24 protein-coding genes and 1 riboswitch are annotated in these 25,772 nt (G+C 60.0%); all 24 genes read left to right on the top strand.

Features of this window, described 5'->3' with window-relative positions; translation table 11 throughout:
• Window positions 1-152 precede the first annotated feature (152 nt).
• Window positions 153-1,058: an urea ABC transporter permease subunit UrtB gene (urtB, locus tag GT019_RS29845; RefSeq protein WP_161747103.1), complete on the top strand. Its 906-nt coding sequence runs from the start codon at window positions 153-155 to the stop codon at window positions 1,056-1,058.
• Between the two features lie 44 nt (window positions 1,059-1,102).
• Window positions 1,103-2,191 (top strand): urea ABC transporter permease subunit UrtC, encoded by a 1,089-nt coding sequence (urtC, locus tag GT019_RS29840; protein ID WP_161747102.1) that lies wholly within the window; start codon window positions 1,103-1,105, stop codon window positions 2,189-2,191.
• Window positions 2,154-2,942, top strand: coding sequence for an urea ABC transporter ATP-binding protein UrtD (urtD, locus tag GT019_RS29835; RefSeq protein WP_235949597.1), 789 nt, complete (start codon window positions 2,154-2,156; stop codon window positions 2,940-2,942). Before urtC ends, urtD begins: the two co-directional genes overlap by 38 nt.
• Complete coding sequence (gene urtE, locus GT019_RS29830; protein WP_161747101.1) at window positions 2,920-3,615, top strand: urea ABC transporter ATP-binding subunit UrtE; 696 nt, start codon at window positions 2,920-2,922, stop codon at window positions 3,613-3,615. The genes urtD and urtE overlap by 23 nt, the downstream gene beginning before the upstream one ends.
• Window positions 3,616-3,742: 127 nt before the next feature.
• Window positions 3,743-3,871, top strand: a riboswitch (guanidine-I (ykkC/yxkD leader).
• 102 nt (window positions 3,872-3,973) lie between these two features.
• Window positions 3,974-4,987, top strand: coding sequence for an ABC transporter substrate-binding protein (locus tag GT019_RS29825; RefSeq protein WP_161747100.1), 1,014 nt, complete (start codon window positions 3,974-3,976; stop codon window positions 4,985-4,987).
• Window positions 4,988-4,993: 6 nt separating this feature from the next.
• Complete coding sequence (locus GT019_RS29820) at window positions 4,994-5,794, top strand: ABC transporter permease (RefSeq protein WP_161747099.1); 801 nt, start codon at window positions 4,994-4,996, stop codon at window positions 5,792-5,794.
• A gap of 70 nt (window positions 5,795-5,864) precedes the next feature.
• Entirely contained in the window at window positions 5,865-6,701 is an 837-nt protein-coding gene (locus tag GT019_RS29815; RefSeq protein WP_161747136.1) for an ABC transporter ATP-binding protein, read from the top strand.
• 371 nt (window positions 6,702-7,072) lie between these two features.
• A complete protein-coding gene (gene spoVT / locus GT019_RS29810; RefSeq protein WP_161747098.1) occupies window positions 7,073-7,615 on the top strand; it encodes a stage V sporulation protein T in 543 nt (180 codons plus the stop codon).
• Between the two features lie 237 nt (window positions 7,616-7,852).
• The gene (locus tag GT019_RS29805) at window positions 7,853-9,754 is read left to right on the top strand and encodes a putative polysaccharide biosynthesis protein (RefSeq protein ID WP_161747097.1); all 1,902 of its coding nucleotides are present in this window, start codon (window positions 7,853-7,855) and stop codon (window positions 9,752-9,754) included.
• 286 nt (window positions 9,755-10,040) lie between these two features.
• Entirely contained in the window at window positions 10,041-11,123 is a 1,083-nt protein-coding gene (locus tag GT019_RS29800; protein WP_235949596.1) for an ABC transporter substrate-binding protein, read from the top strand.
• Window positions 11,124-11,462: 339 nt separating this feature from the next.
• A complete protein-coding gene (gene yabN, locus GT019_RS29795) occupies window positions 11,463-12,941 on the top strand; it encodes a bifunctional methyltransferase/pyrophosphohydrolase YabN (protein ID WP_161747096.1) in 1,479 nt (492 codons plus the stop codon).
• A 177-nt stretch (window positions 12,942-13,118) separates the two neighbouring features.
• Window positions 13,119-13,391: an HU family DNA-binding protein gene (locus GT019_RS29790; protein ID WP_161747095.1), complete on the top strand. Its 273-nt coding sequence runs from the start codon at window positions 13,119-13,121 to the stop codon at window positions 13,389-13,391.
• A gap of 2 nt (window positions 13,392-13,393) precedes the next feature.
• On the top strand, window positions 13,394-13,675 hold the full coding sequence (locus GT019_RS29785) for an RNA-binding S4 domain-containing protein (RefSeq protein ID WP_161747094.1): 282 nt from the start codon (window positions 13,394-13,396) through the stop codon (window positions 13,673-13,675).
• A gap of 221 nt (window positions 13,676-13,896) precedes the next feature.
• Window positions 13,897-14,181 (top strand): sporulation protein YabP, encoded by a 285-nt coding sequence (yabP, locus tag GT019_RS29780; RefSeq protein WP_161747134.1) that lies wholly within the window; start codon window positions 13,897-13,899, stop codon window positions 14,179-14,181.
• A complete protein-coding gene (gene yabQ / locus GT019_RS29775; RefSeq protein WP_328804069.1) occupies window positions 14,178-14,828 on the top strand; it encodes a spore cortex biosynthesis protein YabQ in 651 nt (216 codons plus the stop codon). Before yabP ends, yabQ begins: the two co-directional genes overlap by 4 nt.
• A 22-nt stretch (window positions 14,829-14,850) precedes the next feature.
• A complete protein-coding gene (locus tag GT019_RS29770) occupies window positions 14,851-15,171 on the top strand; it encodes an FtsB family cell division protein (protein WP_161747093.1) in 321 nt (106 codons plus the stop codon).
• Window positions 15,172-15,404: 233 nt separating this feature from the next.
• Complete coding sequence (locus tag GT019_RS29765) at window positions 15,405-15,938, top strand: S1 domain-containing RNA-binding protein (protein WP_161747092.1); 534 nt, start codon at window positions 15,405-15,407, stop codon at window positions 15,936-15,938.
• Between the two features lie 402 nt (window positions 15,939-16,340).
• Window positions 16,341-18,839, top strand: coding sequence for a stage II sporulation protein E (spoIIE, locus tag GT019_RS29760; protein ID WP_161747091.1), 2,499 nt, complete (start codon window positions 16,341-16,343; stop codon window positions 18,837-18,839).
• A gap of 55 nt (window positions 18,840-18,894) precedes the next feature.
• Window positions 18,895-19,572 carry a hypothetical protein gene (locus GT019_RS29755; protein WP_161747090.1) on the top strand — a complete coding sequence of 226 codons (678 nt, stop codon included), beginning with the start codon at window positions 18,895-18,897 and terminating at the stop codon, window positions 19,570-19,572.
• A 193-nt stretch (window positions 19,573-19,765) separates the two neighbouring features.
• Window positions 19,766-20,491 carry a vWA domain-containing protein gene (locus GT019_RS29750; RefSeq protein WP_161747089.1) on the top strand — a complete coding sequence of 242 codons (726 nt, stop codon included), beginning with the start codon at window positions 19,766-19,768 and terminating at the stop codon, window positions 20,489-20,491.
• Window positions 20,475-21,416 carry a serine/threonine protein kinase gene (locus GT019_RS29745; RefSeq protein WP_161747088.1) on the top strand — a complete coding sequence of 314 codons (942 nt, stop codon included), beginning with the start codon at window positions 20,475-20,477 and terminating at the stop codon, window positions 21,414-21,416. The genes GT019_RS29750 and GT019_RS29745 overlap by 17 nt, the downstream gene beginning before the upstream one ends.
• Window positions 21,417-21,506: 90 nt before the next feature.
• Complete coding sequence (gene tilS, locus GT019_RS29740; protein ID WP_161747087.1) at window positions 21,507-22,934, top strand: tRNA lysidine(34) synthetase TilS; 1,428 nt, start codon at window positions 21,507-21,509, stop codon at window positions 22,932-22,934.
• Window positions 22,935-23,003: 69 nt separating this feature from the next.
• On the top strand, window positions 23,004-23,543 hold the full coding sequence (gene hpt, locus GT019_RS29735; protein ID WP_161747086.1) for a hypoxanthine phosphoribosyltransferase: 540 nt from the start codon (window positions 23,004-23,006) through the stop codon (window positions 23,541-23,543).
• Between the two features lie 94 nt (window positions 23,544-23,637).
• Window positions 23,638-25,668, top strand: a complete 2,031-nt coding sequence (gene ftsH, locus GT019_RS29730; protein WP_161747085.1) for an ATP-dependent zinc metalloprotease FtsH — start codon at window positions 23,638-23,640, stop codon at window positions 25,666-25,668.
• Window positions 25,669-25,772: the final 104 nt, after the last annotated feature.

Genomic DNA, 25,772 nt, shown 5'->3' with positions numbered 1-25,772 from the left:
CTGAAGAAACTCATTCCGTAAATTAAGCGCAACTCATTCATTTCCCCTGAAGAAACTCATTCGTTTATTTAGTGCAACTCATTCATTTCCCCTGAAGAAACTCATTCGTTTATTTAGTGTAACTCATTCATTTCTTCATAAGGAGTGAAATTATGGACGTGATCATCCTTCAGCTGTTCAACGGCTTTAGCATCAGCTCGATTTTGCTGCTGATCGCGCTTGGGCTGTCCATTACGTTCGGGCTTATGAAGGTCATCAACATGGCGCACGGCGAGCTGATCATGATCGGGGCGTACACCGCCTACGTCGTGCAAAACCTGTTCGCCGACTATATGCCCGCCTCGATGTTCGGCTGGTATTTCGCGCTGGCCATCCCGGTCAGCTTCGCGGTGGCGTTCGTCTTCGGCCTGGTGCTGGAGATGGGTTTGATCCGGTTTCTCTACGGCCGGCCGCTCGACAGCCTGCTCGCCACTTGGGGCGTCGGCTTGATGCTCCAGCAGCTGGCGCGCAGCATCTTCGGCGCTCCGAACGTGGGGGTGAAAAGTCCGGCATGGCTGGACGGCGGCATGACGGTCGGCGACAACGTGTTTCCGTATAAGCGGCTGTTTATCATCGGGCTCGTGCTCGTCTGCCTGCTGGTCATGTACCTGTACATTTACCGCAGCCATCCCGGCCGCCGGATGCGAGCGGTCATGCAAAACCGCGAGATGGCCGCCTGCCTCGGCATCTCGACGCGCAGGGTGGACGCGACGACGTTCGCGATCGGCTCGGGCATCGCGGGCATCGCGGGCTGCGCGCTGACGCTGATCGGTCCGATCGGTCCGACGATCGGGACGTATTATATCGTCGACGCGTTCATGGTCGTCGTGCTCGGCGGCGTCGGAAAGCTGGTCGGCACCGTGTTCGGCGCGCTCGGCATCGGGCTCTCCAATACGCTCTTCGAATACTGGACGACGGCTTCGCTCGGCAAAGTGCTCGTGTTCCTGTGCATCGTCGCCTTCCTGCAGTGGAAGCCGAGCGGCTTCGTGGCGATGCGCTCGCGCTCGCTGGATAACTGATTCGGCCGGGGCGCAATCGCCCCCGAAAGGTGGAGGACATCATCATGCCCATTCGTAAACTGTCGGCGCAGCGGCTGTGGCTGCTTGCCGCCTATACGGCGGCCGCGGCTTTGCTCTTCTGCGCCCCGCTTATGCTGAGCGATTTCCGGCTTAACCTGCTCGCTAAATTTCTGGCCTATGCCATCGTCGCGCTGGGGCTTGACTTGATATGGGGCTACACCGGCATTCTCAGCCTGGGGCACGGGGTATTCTTCGGACTCGGCGGCTACGCGATGGCGATGTATCTGAAGATGGATGCGAGCGGCGGCAAGCTGCCGGATTTCATGGACTGGAGCGGCTTGACGAAGCTGCCGTGGTTCTGGAAGCCGTTCGAATCGCTGCCGTTCGCGATCGCGGCGGGGATCCTGCTGCCTGCGCTGCTTGCGCTCATACTCGGTTTCTTTACGTTCCGCAACCGGATCCGGGGCGTGTACTTCACGATCCTGACGCAGGCGCTCGTCATCATCACGACCACGCTCTTCATCGGGCAGCAAGCCTACACCGGCGGCACCAACGGACTCACGGGCTACAGCAAGCTGTTCGGCTTTTCGCTCGGCTCGCCGGAGACGAAGCGGTGGCTCTACTGGGTGACGGTCGCGCTGCTGATCGGCGCGTTCTTGCTCTGCCGGTTCCTCGTGAAGAGCCGGTTCGGCAAAGTGCTCCGGGCGATCCGCGATGGCGAGAACCGTGCCCGGTTCATAGGCTATAACCCGGCGATCTATCAGATGGTCGCGTTCAGCTTCTCGGCTGGCCTCGCCGGCCTTGCGGGCATGCTGTTCGTGCTGCACGTCGGCATTATTTCGCCGTCCATGATGGGCATCGTCCCGTCGATCGAAATGGTGCTGTGGGTCGCGATCGGCGGCCGCGGCACGCTGGCGGGCGCCGTGATCGGCGCGGTCCTGCTCAATTACGCCAAGAGCACCTTCAGCGAATCGTATCCGAATATCTGGATCTTGTTCATGGGCGCGTTGTTCGTCGTCGTCGTCGTCTTTCTTCCGAAGGGGGCGGCGGGTCTGTTCGGCCAATTCAAATGGCTCAGAAGGAGGAAGGCAGCCGATGAAGGAGCAGATGGAGTCCGTTATCCTGCAGTGTGACGAGGTGACCGTCGATTTCGACGGATTCAAGGCGGTACAGGGCATGAATTTGACGCTGGCGCGGGGGGAGCTGCGGTTCCTGATCGGGCCGAACGGCGCGGGGAAAACGACCATGCTGGACGTGATCTGCGGCAAGACGAAGCCGGCAGTCGGCAAGGTGCTGTTCGGAGGAAGCCGCGTCGACATTACGCGCAAGAAGGAGCATCAGATCGCGGAGCTCGGGATCGGGCGCAAATTCCAGACGCCGTCGATCTTCGCGTCCCTCACGGTGTACGAGAATTTCGAGATCGCGATGAAGCAGAACCGGGGCGTGTTCGCCGCCATGCGCGCGAAGCTTCGCAAGGAAGACGCCGAACGCATCGCGGCGCAGCTGGACATGGTCGGCCTCGCGGACAAAGCGCAGTGGCGGGCCGGCGGCCTGTCGCACGGCGAGAAGCAGTGGCTCGAGATCGGCATGATGCTGCTGCAGGAGCCGGAGATCCTCCTGCTCGACGAGCCGGTGGCGGGGATGACCGACAACGAGACGGAGAAGACCGGCGAGCTGCTGCAGGAGATCCGCAAGAAGCAGTCCATCGTCGTCGTGGAGCACGACATGGAATTCGTTCGCAATTTCGCAAGCTTCGTCACGGTCATGCACGAAGGAAAGCTGCTGAAGGAAGGATCGATGGACGAGGTGCAGCGCGACGACCGCGTAGCGGAAGTCTATCTGGGGAAAAGGCGGGATGCCGATGCTAGCCGTTCAACAGCTTGAAGCGGGGTACGGGGAAAGCGTGATCCTGCGCGGAGTCACGCTGCAAGTGAGGCCGGGGCAGGTCGTCTGCCTGCTCGGGCGCAACGGCGTCGGCAAGACGACGCTGATGAAGAGCATCATGGGCGTATTGAAGGCGCGAAAGGGAACCGTCTCGTACAAGGGCGACGACCTGACCAGGCGGGCGCCCGGGCAGCGGGCCAAGAAGGGCATCGGATACGTGCCGCAGGGGCGGGAGGTGTTCGCCCAGCTCACCGTATTCGAGAACGTGCTGCTCGGACTCGAAGCGTCCGGATCGAAGACGCGGGTGATCCCGGACGCGGCGATCGCGAAGTTCCCCGTGCTCCCGGCGATGTACGACCGCAGGGGCGGCGATCTCAGCGGCGGGCAGCAGCAGCAGCTCGCATTTGCCAGAGCCTTGGCGTCCGAGCCGGATTTGCTGCTGCTCGACGAGCCCTGCGAAGGAATCCAGCCTTCTATCGTCGACGATATCCGCGACGTCATCCGCGCCATCAAGGCGGACGGCAAGACGTCGATCCTGCTGGCGGAGCAAAGCCTGGAGTTCGTGAAGAGCGTCGGCGATTATTTTTACATCCTGGAGAAGGGCGCCGTGGCGTGGGAAGGCGGTCTGGCCGACCTGAACGACGAGGTCATCCGGCAGTATTTAACGGTTTAGCCGCGCAACCGAATGTAATAAAACCTAACATTTGTATTGACACGTTGCGGGGTGTGCTTTTACAATACAGGTAGATGTAAGGTTAGCTCACAATTTTATAGCGGTTCCCGGCCATCATACTTGGGAACAACATGCTGTCTAGGGTTCCGTGACCGTTCGCGGTCAGTCTGGTCCAAGAGGCGGCGTATGGCGCAAGGTCCCGTATTCGCGGGGTCCGCTGCCCCATATAACACGGAAGGACAAAAGCCTGGGAGATCTCTCCTTAGGCTTTTTCTTTTTTACCTGGAATGAAGCGGCGCGGGCGAAAGGGTCGGCGAGCCGGCGATTCCTGCACAAAGAGATGGGGAGTGGGGAGAACATGAAAGTGATGAAACGATCGGTTACGCTGCTAATGCTTTTGGTCATGCTTACGGTGCTCGCGGGCTGCGGAGGCGCCAAGGAAGCGTCCTCGGGCGGTTCTTCGGACGATCCCATTACGATTGCGCTGAGCCCGTGGCCGGGCTGGTTTTTCTGGTACTTGGTCGACGAGAAGGGCTTCTTCGACAAACACGGCGTGAAGGTCGACCTGAAATGGTTTCCCGTCTACAGCGACTCCCTGCAGGCGCTCTCGACCGGCAAGGTGGACGCGAACAGCCAGACGCTCAGCGACACGCTCGCGCCCGCATCCAAAGGCATCGGCTTGAAGGCCGTCCTCGTCAACGACAACTCCTTCGGCGGCGATGCCATCGTCAGCAAGACGAGCATCGGCTCCATCAAGGAGCTGAAGGGCAAAACCGTGGCGACGGAGCTCGGAACGGTCGACCACCTGCTGCTGCTGACGGCGCTTGCCAAGAACGGCATGAGCGAGAAGGATGTCAACTATGTGAACATGACGGTCAACGACGCCGGTCCTGCTTTCATCTCCGGGAAGACGGACGCGTCCGTGCTGTGGGAGCCGTTCCAGACGACGGCGGTGAAGGAAGGCAAGGGCAAGGTGCTCTTCTCCTCCAAGGAAACGCCGGGCTTGATTCCGGATCTGCTCGTCTTCCGCGACAGCGTCGTGAAGAATCGCCCGGACGATATTCAGAAGATCGTCGATGCCTGGTTCGACGCTCTGAATTACTTCCAGTCCCATCAAGACGAAGCGATCGCGCTGATGGCGAAGAAAGCCGAGACGACGCCGGAAGACTTCAAGCTCGGCCTCTCCAGCATCAAGCTGTTCACGCCGGAAGACAACGTGAACGCGTTCGGCAAGCGCGACGATTACACGTCGCTCGCCTATACCGCCAAGACGACCGCCGATTTCCTGCAAAAGCTGGACATGGTGGACGAGATCAAAGACTTCGATAGCTTGTTCGATTCGAGCTTCGTAGAAAAAGCCGCCAAGGAGTGATCGCCGATGAACGCGACCAAACGCCGGAAACCCCATACGTTTCAAATCTTCAAGGATATCGGCGGGAGGCCGTTTGCTTTCACGGCCGGTTTCTCCTTCCTGCTGCTGCTGATCGTCTGGTCGGTCTTGAGCTACGCGAAGGCGGTGAATCCCGTCTTCCTGCCGACGCCGGATAAGGTGCTGACGGAGATGATCAAGCTGCTCGGCACCGGCGAATATTGGCATCACATCGGCATCAGCGTGTTCCGGGTATCGGCCGGGTTTATCCTGGCCTGCATCGTCGGCATCCCGCTCGGAATCTTCGCCGGCACCTTCAAGTACGGGGAGGCCTTCGTGGAGCCGCCGATGGAGTTTATCCGCTACATGCCGGCCGTGGCGTTCATTCCGCTCATCATGGTGTGGGCGGGAATCGGTGAGTGGGCGAAAATCCTCCTCATCTTCCTCGGCTGCTTCTTCCAGCTCGTGCTGATGGTGGCCGACAATACGCGCCGCGTCTCGGCCGACTTGCTGCAGGCGTCGTTCACGCTCGGGGCGGGGCGTTGGAAAGCGATCGAGACGGTGCTCATTCCGGCGATCCAACCGCAGCTGATGAACACGCTCCGCCTCATTCTCGGGTGGGCGTGGACGTATCTCGTCGTGGCGGAGCTCGTCGCGGTCAATAGCGGCCTCGGGTATGCCATCATGAAGGCGCAGCGCTTCCTGAACACGGATCAAATCTTCGTCGGCATCATCGTCATCGGACTGCTGGGACTGATCAGCGATCGGATCTTCGCTTTCCTGAACCGCAGATTATTCCCTTGGGCGTAGAACGCCTTGGACGGATGCAGTCGTCGCCAAGCAACTCCCGCCAAGGGAGAACAAACGGAGCGTGAACGTTATGGAAGCTGCCAAGAAACAGGAAGCTTTATACGAGGAGAAAGCCGCCGGATCGATCGGATCGGCGCCTGCCGAAGCGGGCCGGCAAGGAGAAATCGTCATCGCGGGCTTGGGGAAGGTGTACGCCTCCAAGAAGAACCGCTTCGAGGCGCTCGCCGGCATCGATCTGACGATCGGCGCCAATGAGTTCGTGACGATCGTCGGGCCGTCCGGCTGCGGAAAGTCGACGCTCTTGCGGATCGTGGCCGGTTTGGACGACCTGACGGAAGGCAGCGTGCGGCTGGACGGGGATGAGGTCGTCGGGCCGGGCGCCGAGCGGGGCATGGTGTTCCAAGGCTATACGCTGTTCCCGTGGCTGACGGTGCGCGAGAACATCGAATACGGCCCGAAGCTGAAGGGCGTCTCCACGCTGGAACGCCGGGCGATCAGCAGCCATTTTCTGAAAGTCATCCGGCTCGAGCAGTTCGCGAACGCCTACCCGAAGCAGCTGTCCGGCGGCATGAAGCAGCGAGTCGCGATCGCGCGGGCGCTGGCTAACCGCCCGAAGGTGCTGCTCATGGATGAGCCGTTCGGCGCGCTGGATGCGCAGACGAAGCTGGAGATGCAGGAGATGCTGCTCGAGGTGTGGGAGAAGGAGAAAACGACCGTGCTTTTCATCACCCACGATATCGAGGAGGCGATCTTCCTCTCCCGGCGGGTCGTCGTCATGGGCGCGAACCCCGGCCGGATCCTGAAAGCGTTCGACGTGAAGCTGCCCGCGCAGCGGACGCAGGAGGTCCGGGAGCTGCCGGCGTTCCTGTCGCTCAAGCGCGAGCTCGGGGCGCTGCTGAAGCATTGATTCGTCATCCCGCGAAAGAGGAGCGTTGCGCATGGAACGTAATGGAAATGCAGGTCGCTGGAAAGCGCGTTTGTGGACTGTGCTCGGTTTCGTCGTCACCCTGATGTTCTTTCGCCATCCCGCCGCTCGCCTATGAGCGGCGGTTTTTTTATGGCCTCCGGCGCCGTTCGCGGACGCCGTTTTTTCGACCGTCGAAGGACGGCTTTCCGGGTCGGCCGAATGCATAAGAAAATGGGAGGGGATGAATACTATGGTCAGTTCGCTAAACACCTCTTTCAAGGATTCTCTCCTCTTGAATAATAAAGCATTGCCGGCATCACAATCGTCCAGTCGAATTCAAAACCTTCCAAGGAAAGTGGGGCAACTAGAACATGAAAGCAACTGGAATTGTCCGTCGCATCGATGATCTCGGCCGGGTCGTCATTCCCAAGGAGATCCGCCGTACGCTGAGAATACGCGAGGGCGACCCGCTGGAAATATTCGTCGATCGCGACGGAGAAGTCATCCTGAAGAAGTATTCCCCGATCGGCGAGCTCGGCGATTTCGCGAAGGAATACGCGGAGTCCCTCTCGGAGAGCACCAACCACATCACGCTCATCACGGACCGCGACAACATCATTGCCGTCGCGGGCGCGCCGAAGAAGGATTACTTGGAGAAGCAAATCGGCGCCATGCTGGAGGGCTGCATGGAGAACCGCAAGACGGTCGTGGAGTCCGGCGGCGGGTCGTTCGAGGTCGTCAAGGACATCGGCGAGACGTTCAGCTCGTTCGTGGCGGCACCGATCGTGGCCGGCGGGGATCCGATCGGGACGGTTGTGCTGCTGAGCAAGGACGATGCGGTCAAAATGTCGCAAATGGAAACGAAAATGGCGGAGACCGCTGCCGGGTTCCTCGCCAAACAAATGGAGCAATAGCGCCGGACAAGCTTCCTTGGAGGGATACGACCTTCGGGGGAGCTTTTTTGCTTCGCCGCGCCGGCCGCCCGCGTTTGGGGTATAATGGGGGCAGGAGAAGAGACGGGCAGGTGCGGACGTTTGAGGCAAAAGCAAGAACGAAATCGGCGTCGCGGGACGTCATCGAACGATCCCGAAACGCTTGAAATAAACGAACGGCCTCCGGAGGAGTTCGGCGCCGGGCAGGAAGCCGGCCGCTTGCCGTCGGAATCGGGGCATCGGTCCGGAAGGGCTCGGAACGGCGGCGAGGCCGGCGCAAAAGGCCCGCGCTTCATGCAGGGCGCCGCGCTCATGGGCGTCGCGATGCTGCTCAGCAAGACGCTCGGCACGCTGCAGAAGATTCCGCTGCAGAACTTGGCGGGCGATCGCGTATTCGGCATCTATAATGCCGTCTACCCGCTGTACCAGCTGCTGCTTGTCATGGTGACGGCGGGCTTTCCGGTCGCGGTATCGCTGCTCGTGGCCGAGCGCGAGGCCGCGGGCGACCGGGACGGCTCGGGACGCGTGCTGACGGCGAGCGCGTGGCTGTTGTCCGCGGGCGGGGCGATCGGCTTCCTGCTGCTATGGACCGGGTCGCACCGAATCGCCTCGTGGCTGGGCGACGAGGCGGCGACGAACGCGGTCAAGGCATCCGCGCTCGCGTTCTGGGTCGCCCCGGCCATGGCGGCGTTTCGCGGCTATTACCAGGGACTTGGGCGAATGCTGCCGTCGGCGGTCTCGCAGCTGTCCGAGCAGACCGTGCGCGTGGCCGGCATGCTGGCGCTGTTGCTCGCGGGCTGGCAGCTCGGCTGGTCCGATGCCCGGCTTGCGGCCGGCGCGACGGCGGGCTCCGCGATCGGCGGCCTGGCCGGATTGGCGGTGATCGTCGCGTATTGGCTGCGGGAGAAGCGCGGTCCGGCAGACGCGGGACATGCGCCTGGATTGCGGGATAGGCGGCGGCAAGAGCGGTTCGATGAAGCGCGAGCGGCGGATGCAGCGCGGGCCGGAAGGTATTCAAGCGCGGAGAAAGGGACTGGAAGACGGGAACCGATCCCGGTACCGGTCTTGCGCGAGTTCCGAGATTCAAGCGAGCCTCGCGGTTCCAGAGAGCGAATCGGTCGACCGGGACTGCGGCGTTCCTCGGGATCGCCGTATTCGCGGAAGCGGCGCATCGAGGGACGGGCGAGCTTGCCGGCCTTGATGCGCCGCCTTGCGCTGCTCGCGGTGCCGGTAACGCTCGGGGCGCTGGCGATTCCGGTGCTGAACGTCGTGGACGCGTTCACGGTCCCCCGGCTGCTGCAGGGCAACGGTTTGGGGCAGGTGGAAGCGATGACGCTCTTCGGCTTGTACGGCCGCGGCCAGCCGCTCGTGCAGCTGGTCGTCATGGTGGCCGGCGCGATGGGCGGCGCGCTCGTCCCCGCGCTTGCGGGTTCGCGCGCCCGCGGGGACGCGGCGGCCGTCCGGCAGCAAGCGAGCCTCGTGCTGCGCGCCGCGTGGGGCATCGGCGCGGCCGCGGCCCTGGGGCTCGCGCTGCTGGCCGAGCCCATTAACATGCTGCTGTACGCGAACGATGCCGGCTCGCGTACATTCGCCCTGGTCGGGTGCACGGCGCTTGCGGGCACCGTCAGCGCGTTGACCGCGGCCGTGCTTCAAGGGCTGGGGGCGGTCCGCACCCCTGCCCTGCTCATGCTGGGCGCGGCGGTGTTGAAGGCGGCGTTCAACGCCGCCCTCGTGCCGGCCTACGGCACGGCCGGCGCCGCCTGCGCCGGCATCGCGGCGCTCACGGCGGCCGCCCTGCTGGGCTCGGGCGCCGTCCGCCGCGCCGCCGGCGCGGCGGTGCCCGCGCGCAGCGCCGCGGGCATGGGACTCGCGCTCGCGGTCATGGCCGCGGCGCTCGTCCTGGCTGAGCGCGGCGTGGCCCCGCTGCTCGGCCTTGCGCTGCCGCCGCGGGCGGCAGCGGCCGTGCTCGCGCTCGGGGGCACCGCCCTCGGCGGAGCGCTCTTCGCCGCCGCCGCGCTGCGCTTCGGCGGCGTTAGCGCGCGCGAGCTGCGCGCGCTGCCGGGCGGCGATGCGCTCGCCGCTCGCCTGATTCGTTGGCGCCTGCTGCCCGAAGGCGCCTAAGCCAGCGCCAAGACCAAGGCTCTTCTTCCCGAATTCAAGGAAGGAGAGCCTTTTTCATCGGCAGATGACGGCATATTCATGTGATATTCATGAAATATATATCCCTATTGGCGCGTCCGAAATTGTTATCCTGCACAAAAATAAGCAGGCTTCTTCGTCTTTTCTCCAAAATTATGTCAGCTATATTTACATACACTTCCTCCGGGCTCTACGATAAGGTCATAAAGACCGAACACGTCGGCATGAGAAGAGAGAAGCCGAAATGGATCGGCAGGGGAGGGATACCATGTTTAGACATGTAAAAGGAACAGGAATCGCGATGCTGCTCGTTCTGCTCGCGCTCGCGGGCTGCGGCACGAACGCGAAGAACGATTCGGGCTCGAATGGCGAGCCGGCTTCGAACGCGGCAACCGCGGATTCGGCCAATACCGCTTCGGTCGCCGCGGAAGAGCCGGCCGCGGACGCTCCGGCAAGCGCGAACCCGACCGACGTCACCTTGATCGAGGGCTGGTACGCGAAAGGCGAGGACGGGGGTTATTTTGCCGCGCTCCAACAAAAGTATTATCAAGACGCCGGCGTGAACATGACGATTACGCCCGGCGGTCCGCAGATCTCGGCCATGACGCTGGTCGCTTCGGGGAAGGCTGACTTCGGGATCTCCTACGCGGACGACATCCTGCTCGCGAGGCAGCAGGGCATTCCGGTCGTCGGCATCCTGGCCGGCTTCCAATACTCGCCCCAGGTGCTGATTCACCATGCGGACGACAGGATCGAGAGCTTCGCCGATATCGGGGACCGGACCGTGTACGTGACGCCGGGCACGCTGTATTGGGAGTACATCAAGAGCAAATTCAAGCTGACGGAAGCGAAGCCGATGGCCTACACGGGCCAGCTGGTCAACTTCATCAAGGATAAGAAATCGTTGAACCAAGGTTACATTACGAACGAACCGTATGCGCTCGCCAACCAAGGGGTCGACGTATCCCTGCTGAAAGTCGCCGATTCGGGCTATGCCAACTATGCCGACGTGCTGTTCACGACGGAGGATTACCTCGCGAAGCACCCGGACGTCGTCAAGGCCGTCGTGCAAGCGAGCCAGAAGGGCTGGAGCTACTATTTGGACAACTACGAGACCGTCAATCCGCTCATCAAGACATACAACCCGGAGGCGACTTTGGACGCGATGAATTACGAAGCGGAGCACGAGAAGGAATTCATTTTGACCGACGAGACCAAGGCGAACGGCATCGGCGCCATGACGGCGGACAGGTGGAACCGGTTGCAGGATCAGCTGATCGAGATCAAGGGCTTGAAGGAGAAGCAGGACGTGACCAAAGCCTTCACGGCCGAGTTCCTGGCGAAACCGTAGCGTGATAACGCGGGGAACTAGCACGCAAACTCCACTGTGGAACTAACGCGCAACCTCCTCGGGGATTTAGCGCGCAACCTCCTCGGGGATTTAGCGCGCAACCTCCCCGGGGATTCATCGCACGACCTCCGCGGCGACCGCGCATGTTCGCCGTATCGCCCCTCGCATCGCGCCCGGAAATCAAGCCCGTCGCATGGATTCAAGCTCCGGCTGCAGGCCGTTTTCGCCGGCCGGGCTCCACCTCGAGCGTTAGCTCGGGGTGGATTTTTCTGTTCGCGGGAACGGAGTGCTATAATGAATCCAGTTAGGCGAGAAATCATTGCCAGGAGGTAACGAACGATGCAACCGACCATTACCGTCGTCGGGCTGGGCTCCGGCGACGCCGATCAGCTCACGCTCGGCGCGTGGCGCAAGCTTCAGGAGGCCGCTCACCGCTACGTGCGGACGGACAAGCATCCCATGATGCGGCTGTTCAGCGACCATCAGCTTGCGTATCGATCCTTCGACTCGTTCTACGAGCAGCTGGATTCCTTTCCCGACGTTTACGAAGCCATCGCGGACGCGCTCCTCAAGGAGGCGGCGGCCAAGCAGTCGCTAATCTATGCCGTGCCCGGCCATCCGATGGTCGCGGAGCGCACGGTGCAGCTGCTCCGCGAGCGCTGCCCCGAGCACGGCATCGCCTTGACCATTCTGGGCGGCGAGAGCTTCTTGGACCAAGCGTTCACGAGGCTCGGTTTCGACCCGATCGAGGGCTTCCAGCTGCTCGACGCCGCCGATCTGAAGCCGTCCTTCATCCGGACGGAGCTGCATACCGTCATCGGCCAGGTATACGACGCCTTCACGGCATCGGACGTGAAGCTGACGCTCATGGAAGTGCTGCCGGACGACCATCCCGTCACGATCGGCCATGCGCTCGGCGTGCCGGGCGAGGAGCGGATCCTGACCGTGCCGCTCTACGAGCTGGACCGGACGCCGGGCTTCGGCAATCTGTCGCTCATTTGGCTGCCGCGGTCGACGGACGAGCGCCTGCGCAACCGCAGCTTCGAGCGGCTGCACGAGATCGTGGGCATCCTGCGCAGCCCGGAAGGCTGTCCGTGGGACATGGAGCAGACGCACCAGTCCATCCGCAAGAATTTCATCGAGGAGACGTACGAAGCGATCGAAGCGCTCGACAACGACGATCCCGACGGCATGCGCGAGGAGTTCGGCGACGTGATCCTGCAGGTCATGCTGCACAGCCAGATGGAAGAGGAGCTCGGCACGTTCTCGGTATACGACGTCATCCAGACGCTGAACGAGAAGCTGCTGTTCCGCCATCCGCACGTGTTCGGCGACTCGGCCGCGGGAGACGCGCAGGAGGCGCTGCGGAACTGGGAAGAGATGAAGGCCGAGGAGAAACGCCGCAAAGGCATCGATCCTTCGAAGGCTTCGCAGCTGGACGGCATTCCGCCGGATCTGCCGGCGCTCATGAAAGCCTACAAGCTTCAGAAGAAAGCGGCCAAGGTCGGCTTCGACTGGGACGAGATCGGTCCGGTGCTGGACAAGATCCAAGAGGAGCTCGGCGAGCTGAGGGAAGCGATCGCGGCGAAGGATGCGGAGGAGCAGGCGGGCGAGCTCGGCGATCTGCTGTTCGCGGCGGTCAATGCCGCCAGATTCATCCATGCCGATCCGGAAGAGGCGCTCTCGCGCACCAACCGGAAGTTCATGAAGAGATTTTCATATATTGAGGAGCAGCTTCGTATAAGCGGGCGTTCCTTTGACCAAACTGAATTAATAGAGATGGATCGTTACTGGGAGGAAGCGAAGCGGCTTCCCTAGCAGTCCAGAAAGATTCGTCAAAATTCGGCTAATTTCCTCATAAAACACAAAAATATTTTCCAGTCAGGCAGGATTTTTTTGCTAACGAGCAGAATAGTACGTTTTGAGGAAACGAGGCTAACTGGCGGTCTTCGCGCCGCCTACAACCATATTTGAATTAATAGGAGGATTTTTACGATGAACAAAACGGATTTGATCAACAACATTGCAGCAAAGAGCGGCTTGACCAAACGCGACGTGGAATCGGTGCTGAACGGCTTCCTCGGCGAAGTCACGGACGCCCTCGCAGGCGGCGATAAAGTGCAGCTGATCGGCTTCGGCACGTTCGAGACGCGCAAACGTTCCGGCCGCACGGGCCGCAACCCGCAAACGGGCAACCCGATCACGATCGCGGAATCCAAGGTACCAGCGTTCAAAGCCGGCAACAAATTGAAAGACGCCATCAAGTAAGCATGCGTCTGGATAAATTCCTCAAAGTATCGCGTCTGATCAAGCGGCGCACCGTCGCCAAGGACGTGTCCGATCAAGGGCGCGTCTGGATCAACGACCGCGAAGCCAAAGCGAGCAGCGACGTCAAAGCCGGCGACGAGCTCAAGATTCAATACGGCCAGAAGATCGTCACCGTCCGCGTCGAGCGGATCGCGGAGACGACCAAGAAGGACGAGGCGAGCGGGATGTATACTTTGTTGAAGGAAGAATCGCGCCAGCCCGACAATAAGCTCGACTGGCAGTAAGCGCAGGCGGCCTCATCCGGCACCACCGGACGGGGCCGTTTTTTTTATGCGCGAAACCGCCCGGCGCGGGCAAATCCGCGATGAATAGGACGCCGTTCGCGGGTGGAGGGCCGTTCATGCGGCGTGGAAACGGCACGCTTCGCATCAGTTCTAAAACCTGTCCGCTCCTCATAGGCTAGTCTCAGTTACTAGTAGGCTCGTAGAAGGGGGACGGGGCAGTGATGGAGCAGGGGAACAAAACGCAGAAACGCCAGGAAATCAAAATGCTTAACCGCAAGATCCTTGAGATTACCGGCGTCATGAACGTGGAAAGCTTCGACGTGGAAGAGTTTCTGTTGGAGACGGAGCTTGGCTTCCTGGCGATCCGCGGGCAAAATCTGCACATGAAGCATCTGAGCCTGGAGCAGGGGCTTGTCGCCATAGAAGGGCTTGTTCATTCGCTCACGTATTTGGACGGCAATTCGGCCTCTAAATCCAAGGGCCTGTTCGGGAAGATCTTCAAGTGAGCGTAAGCCTCAGCGTGCAATGGTGGACCATGATGACGATGCTTCTCTCTGGGATCGGGATGGGCATCGTTTTCGACGGCTACCGCGTCGTATCGGACGAGCTGCGGATCAGCCGCATCTGGGTGCCGATTTTCGATCTGCTGTACTGGATCGCCGCGACGATCGCGGTGTTCCAGGTGCTTTCGTCGAGCAATCACGGGGAAGTGCGGTTCTATGTGTTCCTGGGGCTGCTGCTCGGCATCGCCTGCTACTATTGGCTGTTCAGCAAGATCACCGTCAGGGTCGTGCAGCTGCTCATTCAGACCGTTCGCGCCGTCACGAAGTTCACGATCCAAGCCTTCATGATCTTGATCGTGAAACCGCTCGTTTTGCTGTATCGGCTGGCAAGGCTCGTTTTGGCCTTTTTCCGGGCGTTTACTATTTTCCTCTTCAAAATTGTGATACAATTATTCCGTCCGCTTTGGCTTCTGATCTCCTGGATGACGAAGCCGATTTGGAAACCGGTGTTTCGCTGGTGCAAGAAGCGGGTATATCCGATTATCGCCAAATGGCGGGTTGCGGAACGTTTTCAGACGGGCAAGGGCGCCGTGCAGGGGCTTTGGCAGCGCTGGAAGAACCGCAACGACGCGAAGAAGGAAGATGATTAAACTTACGTCAGGGGGTCCATGAATGGCTGCCGCTAACTCTAACGCATCGTCTGCGAACCGCGCGGGATCGAAACGCAGGCTTAAGCTTTGGTTTATGTTCGTCACGCTTTTCATGGGCTGGGCGCTCTATACATTCATAACGCAGCTTCACCATCAAGGCCAAGCGGAGGAGAAATTGGCTGCCGCGAAGCAGAAGTTCAACGAAGCGACCAAGCAATCGGAAGACTTAAAGCTCGAGCTCAAGCGGCTGAACGATCCGGAGTATATCGGACTGAAGGCGACGCAGGAATTCGGGATGGTCAAGAAGGGCGAGAAACAGATCGATGTCGTCCCAAGGCCGTAGCCGGGCGGCAAAACGGGTATACGTCTGTTGCCTTGCTTCTGCCGTTCGAGTATACTTAGCTTAAGTAACCGCAATTTTTCGCTTTCACAGGGTGACGCTCTCGGTTGCCGCACGAAGACGGCGCCGGCCAGTTCATCATCTTGGCTTACCTCATTTTTTACCCGCGGATGCTGGAGCTGCGGATCTCGAAGCGAGATGCTTCTCATAACGGTTAGGGAGGAACATTTTTACCTATGGCAATTGAAGTGGGCGCCAAGTTAGAAGGCAAGGTGACAGGCATTACGCATTTCGGAGCATTCGTCGATTTGTCGGGAGGTGTCACAGGGCTAGTTCACATCTCAGAGATTGCCGATAACTACGTCAAAGACGTTAAAGACCATCTGAAACTGGAAGATGTCGTTACAGTGAAGGTCATTAATGTAGATAAAGACGGGAAAATCGGGCTTTCCATCAAACAAGCAATCGACCGGCCAGAAGGTTCTGTACCTCCTCAGCGCGAGCGCACCGGAGATCGGCCAGGCGGCTTCAACCGTCCGAGCGGCGGCGGAGATCGCGGACCCGGCGGCGGCGGAGGTTTCAATCGTCCAGGCGGCGGTGGCGGCGGCGGACGTCCATTTAATAAAGCCGGCGGCGGCAAACCTGCTTACGGCAAGCCTTCTTTCGAGGATAAAATGTCACGCTTCCTGAAAGACAGCGAAGAACGTATGTCCTCCCTGAAGAAGAACACGGAATCCAAACGCGGCGGTCGCGGAGCGAAACGCGTTTAATTGCATAGCATCTTTGAAGGCAGTGCCCCATTCGGCACTGCCTTTTTTGATTTTTCTTTCCCTCTGTGACCTCTTTATGCAGCCCACGTCATAAATATACCCGCCCACGGAAAAAACTTTTCTCTTGTTCTCACGCTATCCCGACAGTTTCGGACGGCGAATCGTCACCGGACGCGCAACAATCGGCCACGCTTTTTGTTGAAAGGCAACGCGGCGGAACACCGCAGCCCACGCTGAATCCCAGACATACAGCAGGATGCCGGTCCGGCGACACGCCGCCGCCCGCCGCGGCGAAATTGTCGGAAAAAACTTTGGCGGTGACAACGCTTTCTGACAAACTTTCTCGTTTGCCCGACTCTATAATGGCGATACATTATTTCGAAAAGGGTGGTGCTTCTCACCATGGCAGTCAAACCGAAAGTCGTCATGTTCCCAGGCGTGCGCAAAACAAGCTTCGTGCAATCGGCGCTTCATAAAGGGTTGACCCGCACAGGTGCCCTTCGACTCGCGGGTATCGTCGCCTCCCGTAAATGGACGTTCATACTCATGGCCGTCGGCTTCCTCCTCGGACGAGCCGTCATTCTGGAATCGCTCACCCCGTTCGCCGTCGCGTACTTCACCGTCATCTACTTTTTGCGAAAGGATCTGCATCTGCCGGTAGCCGCGACGATCATCGCCGGCAGCTGGTTCGCCGTCTCGCCGGACCCGATGTGGATCGCCATGGAACTCGCGGTCGTCTACTTATTGCTGCGCGGGCTGGAGGCCTACGAAAGGGCCGAGCTCTCCTACTCGCCGCTGCTCGTGTTCCTGGCCACGCTGCTCGTGCGGCTGTTCGGCGTCGTCACGCAGAGCTCGCTTGGCTGGTACGAGCTGATGATGGTCGGCGTCGAGGCGTCGCTTGGCTTCGTGCTCACTCTCGTCTTCGTGCAAGCCCTTCCCGTGCTGACGTTCACGAAGAAGACCTCTTCGCTCAAGAACGAAGAAATCATTTGCCTCATGATCATGCTGGCCTCCATTATGACGGGAGCCGTTGGCTGGACCATAGAAGGGTTATCCATCGAACACATCATGTCGCGCTATATGCTGCTCCTCTTCGCCTTGGTCGGCGGCGCGCCGCTCGGCGCTTCCGTCGGCGTCGTGGCCGGTCTCATCTTAAGCTTGGCGGATGCCAACGCGATCGTGCAGATGAGCTTGCTCGCGTTTGCCGGCATGCTGGCGGGTCTGCTCCGCGAAGGAGGCAAAATGGCCGTCGCCTTCGGCATGCTGCTCGGTTCCTCCATCCTTGCGATCTACGTGGGGAACCAGACGGACGTGATGGCTTCCACGTGGGAGTCCGTCATCGCGGCGGCTTTGCTGCTCGCCACCCCCAAATCGATTACGCGCATCATTTCCAAATACGTGCCCGGCACGCAAGAACACGTCAAATCCCAGCATGAGTACGCCAAGCGCGTACGGGACGTGACGGCGCAGCGAGTGACGCAGTTCTCGGAAGTGTTTCGTCAGTTGTCCCGAAGCTTCGGGCAGTTCGGCGGCGGCACGGACGAGAAGGACAAGCGGGAAGAAACGGTCAGTCACTTCATGAATGCGGCGGCGGAGCGGGTTTGCAGCGGCTGCCACCGAAAAGATCTCTGTTGGGAGGGGAAATTTTATGACACGTACCGCATGATGACGAACATGATGTCGACCGTGGAAGAGGGCCGCCGCATGGGGCCGAAGGAGGTGCCGAGGGAGTGGAGCGTGCATTGCACCAAGACGCATCAGGTGCTTGGGGTGATGCAGCAGCAGCATGAACTGTATCAGCATGATCTTCAATGGCGGAAGCAGCTGAACGACTCGCGTCAGCTCGTGGCGGAGCAGCTGTCCGGCGTCTCGCAGGTCATGGAAGACCTGGCGAGGGAAATTCAACGGGAAGGGCAGCAGCTGCACTTGCAGGAAGAACAAATCCGAGAAGCGCTGGAAGGGCTCGGTTTATCGATACAGGGCATCGAAGTCATTAACTTGGAGGAGGGGAATGTTGAAATCGAGGTGTACCACACCTTCGGGCAAGGCTATGACGAGTGCCGCAAAATCATTGCGCCGCTCCTCTCCGATATCCTGGGCGAGCCGATCGCCGTCATGTCGGAGAAACTGCCGGAGAAGGACGGCGGCGCCGCGCTGGTCGTCTTCGGCACCGCCAAGGCGTTCGAGGTCGATACCGGCGTGGCCGGGCTTGCCAAAGGCGGGGATTTGCTGTCGGGAGACAGCTTCAGCACGGTCGAGCTGGGCAACGGCAAGTTTGCCGTGGCGATCAGCGACGGCATGGGCAACGGCGAGCGGGCGAAGCAGGAAAGCAGCGCGGCGCTGACGATCCTGCAGCAATTGCTGCAGTCCGGCATGGACGAGAAGCTGGCCATCAAATCGGTCAATTCCGTGCTCCTGCTTCGATCCTCGGACGAAGTATTCGCAACGGTCGACGTAGCGCTGATCGACATGTATTCGGCGAAGACGACCTTCTTGAAAATCGGATCAACGCCCAGCTTCATCAAGCGCGGGAACGAAGTGATTCCGGTCTCGGCCAACAATTTGCCGGTAGGGATATTGCAGGACATTGACATAGATCTGATTCGCGTACAATTGCAGCCGGGAGACACGCTCATCATGATGACCGACGGCATCTACGATGCCCCGGGACATGCCGTGAACAAGGAGATGTGGATGAAACGGGTCATCCAGGAGATCAAAACCGACAACCCGCAGGAGATTGCGGACGCGCTTCTCGATACGGTGGTACGGTATCACAAAGGCGACATTGTGGATGATATGACGGTTGTCGTCGCAAGAGTGGACAAGCATCAGCCCGAGTGGGCAACATTCCGCTGGCCTGGTAGACCCACGGTCGAGCGTCCGAGGACGGTGAGCTGAGATGAATGGATATAAGTTGATGCGAGGCGCATTTTTAAATAGAAGCACGGCAGCGTTGAACGGGTGGAACGAAGCGGCGGAGGAACGCGGAGTCAAGGCGCAGCGGAGGCGGGCGCGCATACGAATGCCGGAGGACCGGCTGCCCGGGCGGGAGCATTGGGCGCTCCGGGTGCCGCCGCCTCCCGAAGCGGCGAAGCGCGAACGGATAGTCGAGCTGCGGCGGTTCGGCCAAGCGCCGGACATCCCGCAGCCCGCTCGGACGACGCTCGAACGTCGACAGCAGGGAGCGGCGCCGGACATCCCGCAGCCTGCTCGGGCGACGCTCGAACGTCGACAGCAGGGAGCGGCGCCGGACATCCCGCAGCCTGCTCGGGCGACGTCCGAACGTCGTCAGCAGGGAGCGGCGCCGGACATCCCGCAGCCTGCTCGGGCGACGTCCGAACGTCCACAGCAGAGAGCGGCGCCGGACATCCCGCAGCCTGCTCGCGCGACGCTCGAACGTCGGCAGCAGAGAGCGGCGCCCGACGCCCCTATGCCGCGCGAAGCGGTCCATCGCAAGCGTCCGGATGAATCATCCGGTCTTCGCCCGCCCAAACAGGCGCCGGACCTTCAGCCGTTCAAACGCGTTTCCGAATCCGGCCAGCCGAAGCGAATGTTCATCGCCCGGCAGCGCAAACGAACGCCCGGTTCCCAGCCGCCGGCGCGCGTGCCGGCCATTCTGCGCGACCAATGATAGCGGGGTCGTCCGATCCGCCTCATAGAATCGAGAGAATCGCAAGAAGCCTGCCGGCCCGCGGCAGGCTTCTTATGCCGTGTGTCCCGAGAGCAGGATTAGCCTCTTCCATTTATGGCAATGCTGATAGAACGAGTGCTAGCCAGCATCAGCTGCCAAGCGTTTTAATCTCAAGCTTTTGGGGGAATGTACAATGAGGCAGATTCTATTAGTGACGGACGGATGCTCCAATGTCGGCGTCAGTCCGGTAGTCGCGGCCGCGCAGGCGTATGCCGCCGGGATTACGGTCAACGTGGTCGGCATCGTCGATCAAGGCGACCTGGTCGAATTCGGCACGACGGAGATCGAGGAAATCGCCAAAGCCGGCGGCGGCTTGAGCCGGCTTTCCCATACGCGCCAGCTGTCCCAGACGGTTCAGATGCTCACGCGCAAAACCGTCGTGCAGACGATTCAGCATGCCGTGCACCGCGAGCTGAAGCAGGTGCTCGGAGCCTCTTCGATCGAAGAGCTTCCGCCGGAGAAGCGCGGCGAAGTCGTGCGCGTCATCGACGAGCTCAGCGAGACGAGCCAGCTTCGGGTGGCCTTGCTGATCGATGCCAGCGCCAGCATGAAGCCGAAGCTCCAAGCGGTCGAGGAAGCGATCCGCGATCTGGCGCTCAGCTTGCGCTCGCGACAGGGCGGCAGCGAGCTGTCGGTGTTTCATTTTCCCGGCTCGGCATACGGCGAAGACTGCAGAATGGACTTGGACTGGACGGCGGATATCGGCGGCGTGAACGCGATTTTTCCGCGTCTGCAGATGCGCGGTACGACGCCGACGGGTCCGGCGATTTTGCATGTCATTGATTTTTACCGGAAAGCCGATTATGGTAATAGGAAGAATGATGAAACGGACGGGATGATGAGTGACTACGTCGTTTGATTGGAGCCTGCCGCGCGGCACGCTGATCCGGGGCAAATGGAAGCAGGGCGCGTACCGGGTCGAGAAGCCGCTCGGCGAAGGCGCCAACGGCAAGGTGTTCTTGGTGGAACGGCAGCGGTACTTGTACGCGCTCAAGCTCGGCGCCGACGCGGTGGACCTGCAGTCCGAGGTCAACGTGCTGCAGGCGATAGCCGGGCAGAAACGCAGGCTGGGCTCCAAGTCCGGCGCGTTTCTGGTCGATGTGGATGATTATCAGGCCGCGGACGGGAAGGATTATCCCTTCTATGTGATGCGTTATATCAAAGGGATGACGTTAGGAGACTATCTCGAGCGTCAAGGCAAAGAATGGCTCCCCGTCGTCGGGTTTCATCTGCTCGGCAAGCTGGCGGAGCTGCACGAAGCGGGCTGGGCGTTCGGCGATTTGAAGGTGGAGAACGTCATCGTCGAAGATTACGGGCGTCCGGAGCTCGTCGATTACGGCGGCGCCACGGCGTTCGGGAAAGGGGTCCGGCAATTTACCGAGATCTACGACCGCGGGTATTGGAATGCCGGATCGCGCACGGCGGATGCGGGCTACGACCTGTTCTCGTTCGCCGTTCTTTGCGTTCAGCTTTACGAAGGGCGCAGGCTGGCGCAGCTGTCGGCCGGGCTGCTGCCGCAGACGCGGACGCAGGAGGAGCTGGCGAAGCTCGCCGCGACGAGCCCGCAGTTGAAACCGCTCAGCGGCTGGCTGCGCAAGGCCTTCTACGGCGAATTCCGCAACGCGCGCGAAGCGGCTGCCTCTTGGCAGCAATGGATGCACCGTCCGAACCGCGAGCGCGGCCATGCCGGCGCGCCGGCGCCGCGCTGGATGAAGGGCCTGTTCGCGCTCTCGGCCGCGGTCCTCGCGACGACGGTATATTGGCTGCTGCGCTCGGGGCTCTAATGAGAGAGAATCCGCGATTGCATCGCGGCGCGACTTCAATATAGTAGGGATACGCTAGCGAACCAGAACCGCGGGAAGGAATGAAAGATAGTGGACGAATGGCTGAGCGAGTTGACGGAACTTGCCAGGGAAGAAAAGCTTTGGTCGCCGGGCGACACGCTGGTCGTCGCGGTGTCCGGCGGGCCGGATTCCATGGCGCTGCTGCATCTGCTCCACCGTCTCTCGGCTCCCGAGCGCCTGACGCTGGTCGCCGCCCACGTCGACCATGGTTTCCGCGGCGAGGAATCCGCGCGGGAAGCGGAGACGGTCAGGCAGTACGCCGCCGCGCTCGGCGTTCCCTGCGAATCTACCTTTATCGACATGCCTGCTTATATAGAAGAATCGCGCATGAACGGCCAAGCCGCTTCCCGCGAGAAGCGCTATGCCTACCTTCATGGCATTGCCCATACATACGGAGCGTCGCGTATCGCGCTCGCCCATCATGCCGACGATCAAGCGGAGACGGTCCTCATGCGAATCATCCGCGGGACCGGTCTTGGCGGACTGGCCGGCATCCCGATTTCGAGATTCGAAAAAAACGTGGAACTTATTCGGCCGCTTTTGCGTAAATACAAGGCAGACATCCTGCGCTACTGCGATTTGTGGGCCGTCCCGTACAGTCATGATAGCAGCAACGGGCATAAGCATTATTTTCGCAACGTTGTCCGGTTGGATATCCTGCCGTACCTGTCGGCGCATAACCCGCAATTCCCGCAGTCGCTCGTCCGATTGGCGGAGCTTGCGGCGGCCGAGGACGACTGGCTCGCGCAAGAAACGAAGGCGGTTTACGAACGCCATGTGCTGCCTTACCGCGAAGGATGCCAATTGAACCGCAAAGCGCTGCTCGGTCTGCACGTCGCTTTACAAAGGAGATTGATTAAACTAATATTGAGTTATATTGGCTTGGAAACGGAAACCACTTCATTCGAAAGCATAGAAACGATACGGCTTGCAGCCCTCGAGAGCGCAGCCACGACGTGGAGCTTCGATGCAGGCGGAGGCATCCGGTTCGTGCGCGAGTACGACAATTTGCTTTTTGTTCGTCCCTCGGGAGAAGAGAGACCTCCGGACGGATACGCTTACGAAGCGGAGGAAGGAACGACTTCCTTGCTGCTTCCCGAAGCGGAAGGCATTTTGACGTTCGAAGCGATGGCGGCATCGGCTGCGCAACGTCCGGGAAACCGGCTGGAGGCGCTGTTCGACGCCGACGCGATTCGTTACCCGCTCACGATACGAAACCGGCGGCCCGGCGACCGTATGGCGGTGCTTGGTTTAAACGGCACCAAAAAAGTACAAGATATGTTCGTTGATGATCGTGTTGCTCCCTCGCGCCGCGAGGTGCTGCCGATCGTTGTCGACGCCAATGGATTGGTGCTATGGATTCCTGGCATTCGCAGATCGGCCTCGGCTCAAATCACGGATTCGACACGAAGCGTCATTCGCATGAAAGCGCGGTTTGCGTCGGATTTTACCGTTTGACCCATTTGTCCGAATAAGATGCGCGGAACCATTCATAGTATAGGCAAGAAACATTTAGGAGGGCCCGTGTTGCTGAACGACATTCAAGAAGTGCTTTACGACGCAGACCAAATTCAGCAGAAGGTGCAAGAGCTTGGCGAAACCATCAGCCGCGAGTTCGAAGGTCGCAATCCGCTTGTCATCTGCGTGCTCAAAGGCGCGTTTATTTTTATGGCGGATCTGGTGAAGGCCGTTACGATTCCGCTTGAGATCGACTTCATGGCGGTGTCCAGCTACGGTCAATCGACCAAGACGAGCGGCGTCGTCAAAATCATCAAGGACCTTGACGCTTCGGTGCAGGGACGCGACGTGCTCATTGTCGAGGACATCATCGACAGCGGGCTTACGCTCAGTTATCTCATCGACGTGCTTGAGCGCCGCAGCGCCAAATCCATCACGCTGGTTACGCTGTTCGACAAGCCGACCGGACGCAAGGTGGAACTGGAAGCGGACTATAAAGGATTTGTGCTGCCTGATGCTTTCGTCGTCGGGTATGGGCTCGATTACGCGGAGCGATACCGCAATTTGCCGATTATCGGCATCTTGAAGCCCGAGGTTTATGAGAAGTAAACAAGGATGCAATTCACCGTGCGAGGCAGCTTCCGCAAGCCGGGAGCCAGTTGCAGGGTCAACTTATTTTTTGCGTCTTGAGAGGAGGTAGGGGATGAATCGGATCATCCGCAATACTGGCTTTTATTTGATTATTTTTTTGGTGACCGTCGGGATCTTCCAATTTATCAGCAGCCAAAATGACTCCAGCACAGAACTTAGCTACGATCAATTTAGGCAGGAATTGCAGACCAACAACATCGCGGAGTTGGAGTATCAATTCGACGGTTATTCTTACTTGATCACGGGTGAATACAAGAAGAAGCCGGACAACGCAGACTCCAATCAATTCTACACCCACTCCAACGTCGAAGAGTTCGTTGTGAAGGAAGTGTACGACGCCCAGGCCAAGAACGGATTCCAAATCAGCAGCAAGCCGATGCAGGGACAAAGCATTTGGCTGACCTTCCTGACGTCGATCATTCCGTTCGTGATCATCTTTATCCTGTTCTTCTTCCTCATTAATCAGGCACAAGGCGGCGGCGGCAAAGTGATGAACTTTGGCAAGAGCCGTGCCCGACTATATAACGAAGAGAAGAAGCGCGTCACGTTCGAGGACGTGGCGGGCGCCGACGAAGAGAAGCAAGAGCTTGTCGAAGTCGTCGAGTTTTTGAAGGATCCGCGCAAATTCGCTGCCGTCGGAGCAAGAATTCCGAAGGGCGTTTTGCTCAACGGACCTCCGGGTACAGGTAAAACGCTGTTGGCGCGCGCGGTTGCGGGCGAAGCGGGCGTACCGTTCTTCAGCATCTCCGGTTCCGACTTCGTGGAAATGTTCGTCGGCGTCGGCGCATCCCGCGTACGCGACTTGTTCGAGAACGCGAAGAAGAACGCGCCTTGTATCATCTTCATCGACGAGATCGATGCCGTAGGTCGCCAGCGCGGCGCCGGCCTCGGCGGCGGGCATGACGAGCGCGAACAGACGCTCAATCAGCTCCTCGTCGAAATGGACGGCTTCGGCGCGAACGAAGGCATCATCATCGTGGCGGCGACGAACCGCCCGGATATTCTTGACCCGGCGCTTCTGCGCCCTGGCCGTTTCGACCGTCAAATCACGGTCGACCGTCCGGACGTGAAAGGCCGCGAAGCGGTATTGAAGGTCCATTCGCGCAACAAGCCGCTCACGCGCGACGTGAAGCTGGATGTCGTCGCGAAACGCACCACGGGCTTCACCGGCGCCGATCTGGAGAACCTGCTTAATGAAGCAGCCCTTCTCGCGGCCCGCCGCAACAAGAAGGACATCGGCATGACGGAAGTGGACGATGCCATCGATCGCGTCATCGTCGGCACGGAGAAACGCAGCCGCGTCGTCAGCGACCGCGAGAAACGGATCGTCGCGTACCATGAAGCCGGCCACACGATCGTCGGTTACTTCTTGGAGCACGCCGACCAAGTGCATAAAGTCACGATCATTCCGCGGGGCAAAGCGGGCGGTTACGTCATCATGCTTCCGAAAGACGGCGACCGCATGCTGGCGACCAAGCAGGAATTGCTGGATAAAATCACGGGACTGCTCGGCGGCCGCGTAGCCGAAGAAATCTTCATCGGCGAAATCGGCACCGGCGCCTACAGCGACTTCAAGCAAGCGACGAGCATCGTCCGCGCCATGATCATGGAATACGGCATGAGCGACAAGCTCGGGCCGATGCAGTTCGGCAGCTCGCAGGGGCAAGTCTTCTTAGGCCGCGATATCGGACATGAACAGAACTACTCCGATGCCATCGCGTACGAGATCGACCAAGAGATGCAGTCCATCATTCAAGAATGCTACGCACGGGCTAAAAAGCTCCTGACCGAGAAGAGCAAAGAAGTGCATCTGATCGCGCAAACCTTGCTCAGCGAAGAGACGCTGGAAATCGAGCAAATCAAACGCTTGATCGAGAGCGGATCGATCGCCGGAGACGGAGAAGGCGGTTCTTCCGCCGGTCCGGTAAGCGACGAGCCGAAAGGCGAACCGATCGTCGATACGATCGGCGGCGTGAAGGTACGCATTCAATCCAAAGAAGCCGGAGATATCGTGACGCCTCCTGTCGATCCGGACAGCGGCAACGATAATGGCAACGGCAACGGCGGATCGCAACCATCATAATTAAGAAGCAAAACAAAGGGCTGTCCACCGCAGAATCAACTGCGGCGGGCAGTTTTTTTGCATGCGTTCGGCTTTATTTTCCGCAAGGCCGGACATTACGCGGT

The organism is Paenibacillus glycinis (assembly GCF_009909185.1).
Lineage (GTDB): Bacteria > Bacillota > Bacilli > Paenibacillales > Paenibacillaceae > Paenibacillus_Z > Paenibacillus_Z glycinis.
The sequence above is the reverse complement of the archived record's forward strand: the minus strand, read 5'-3'. Positions and strand labels throughout refer to the sequence as shown.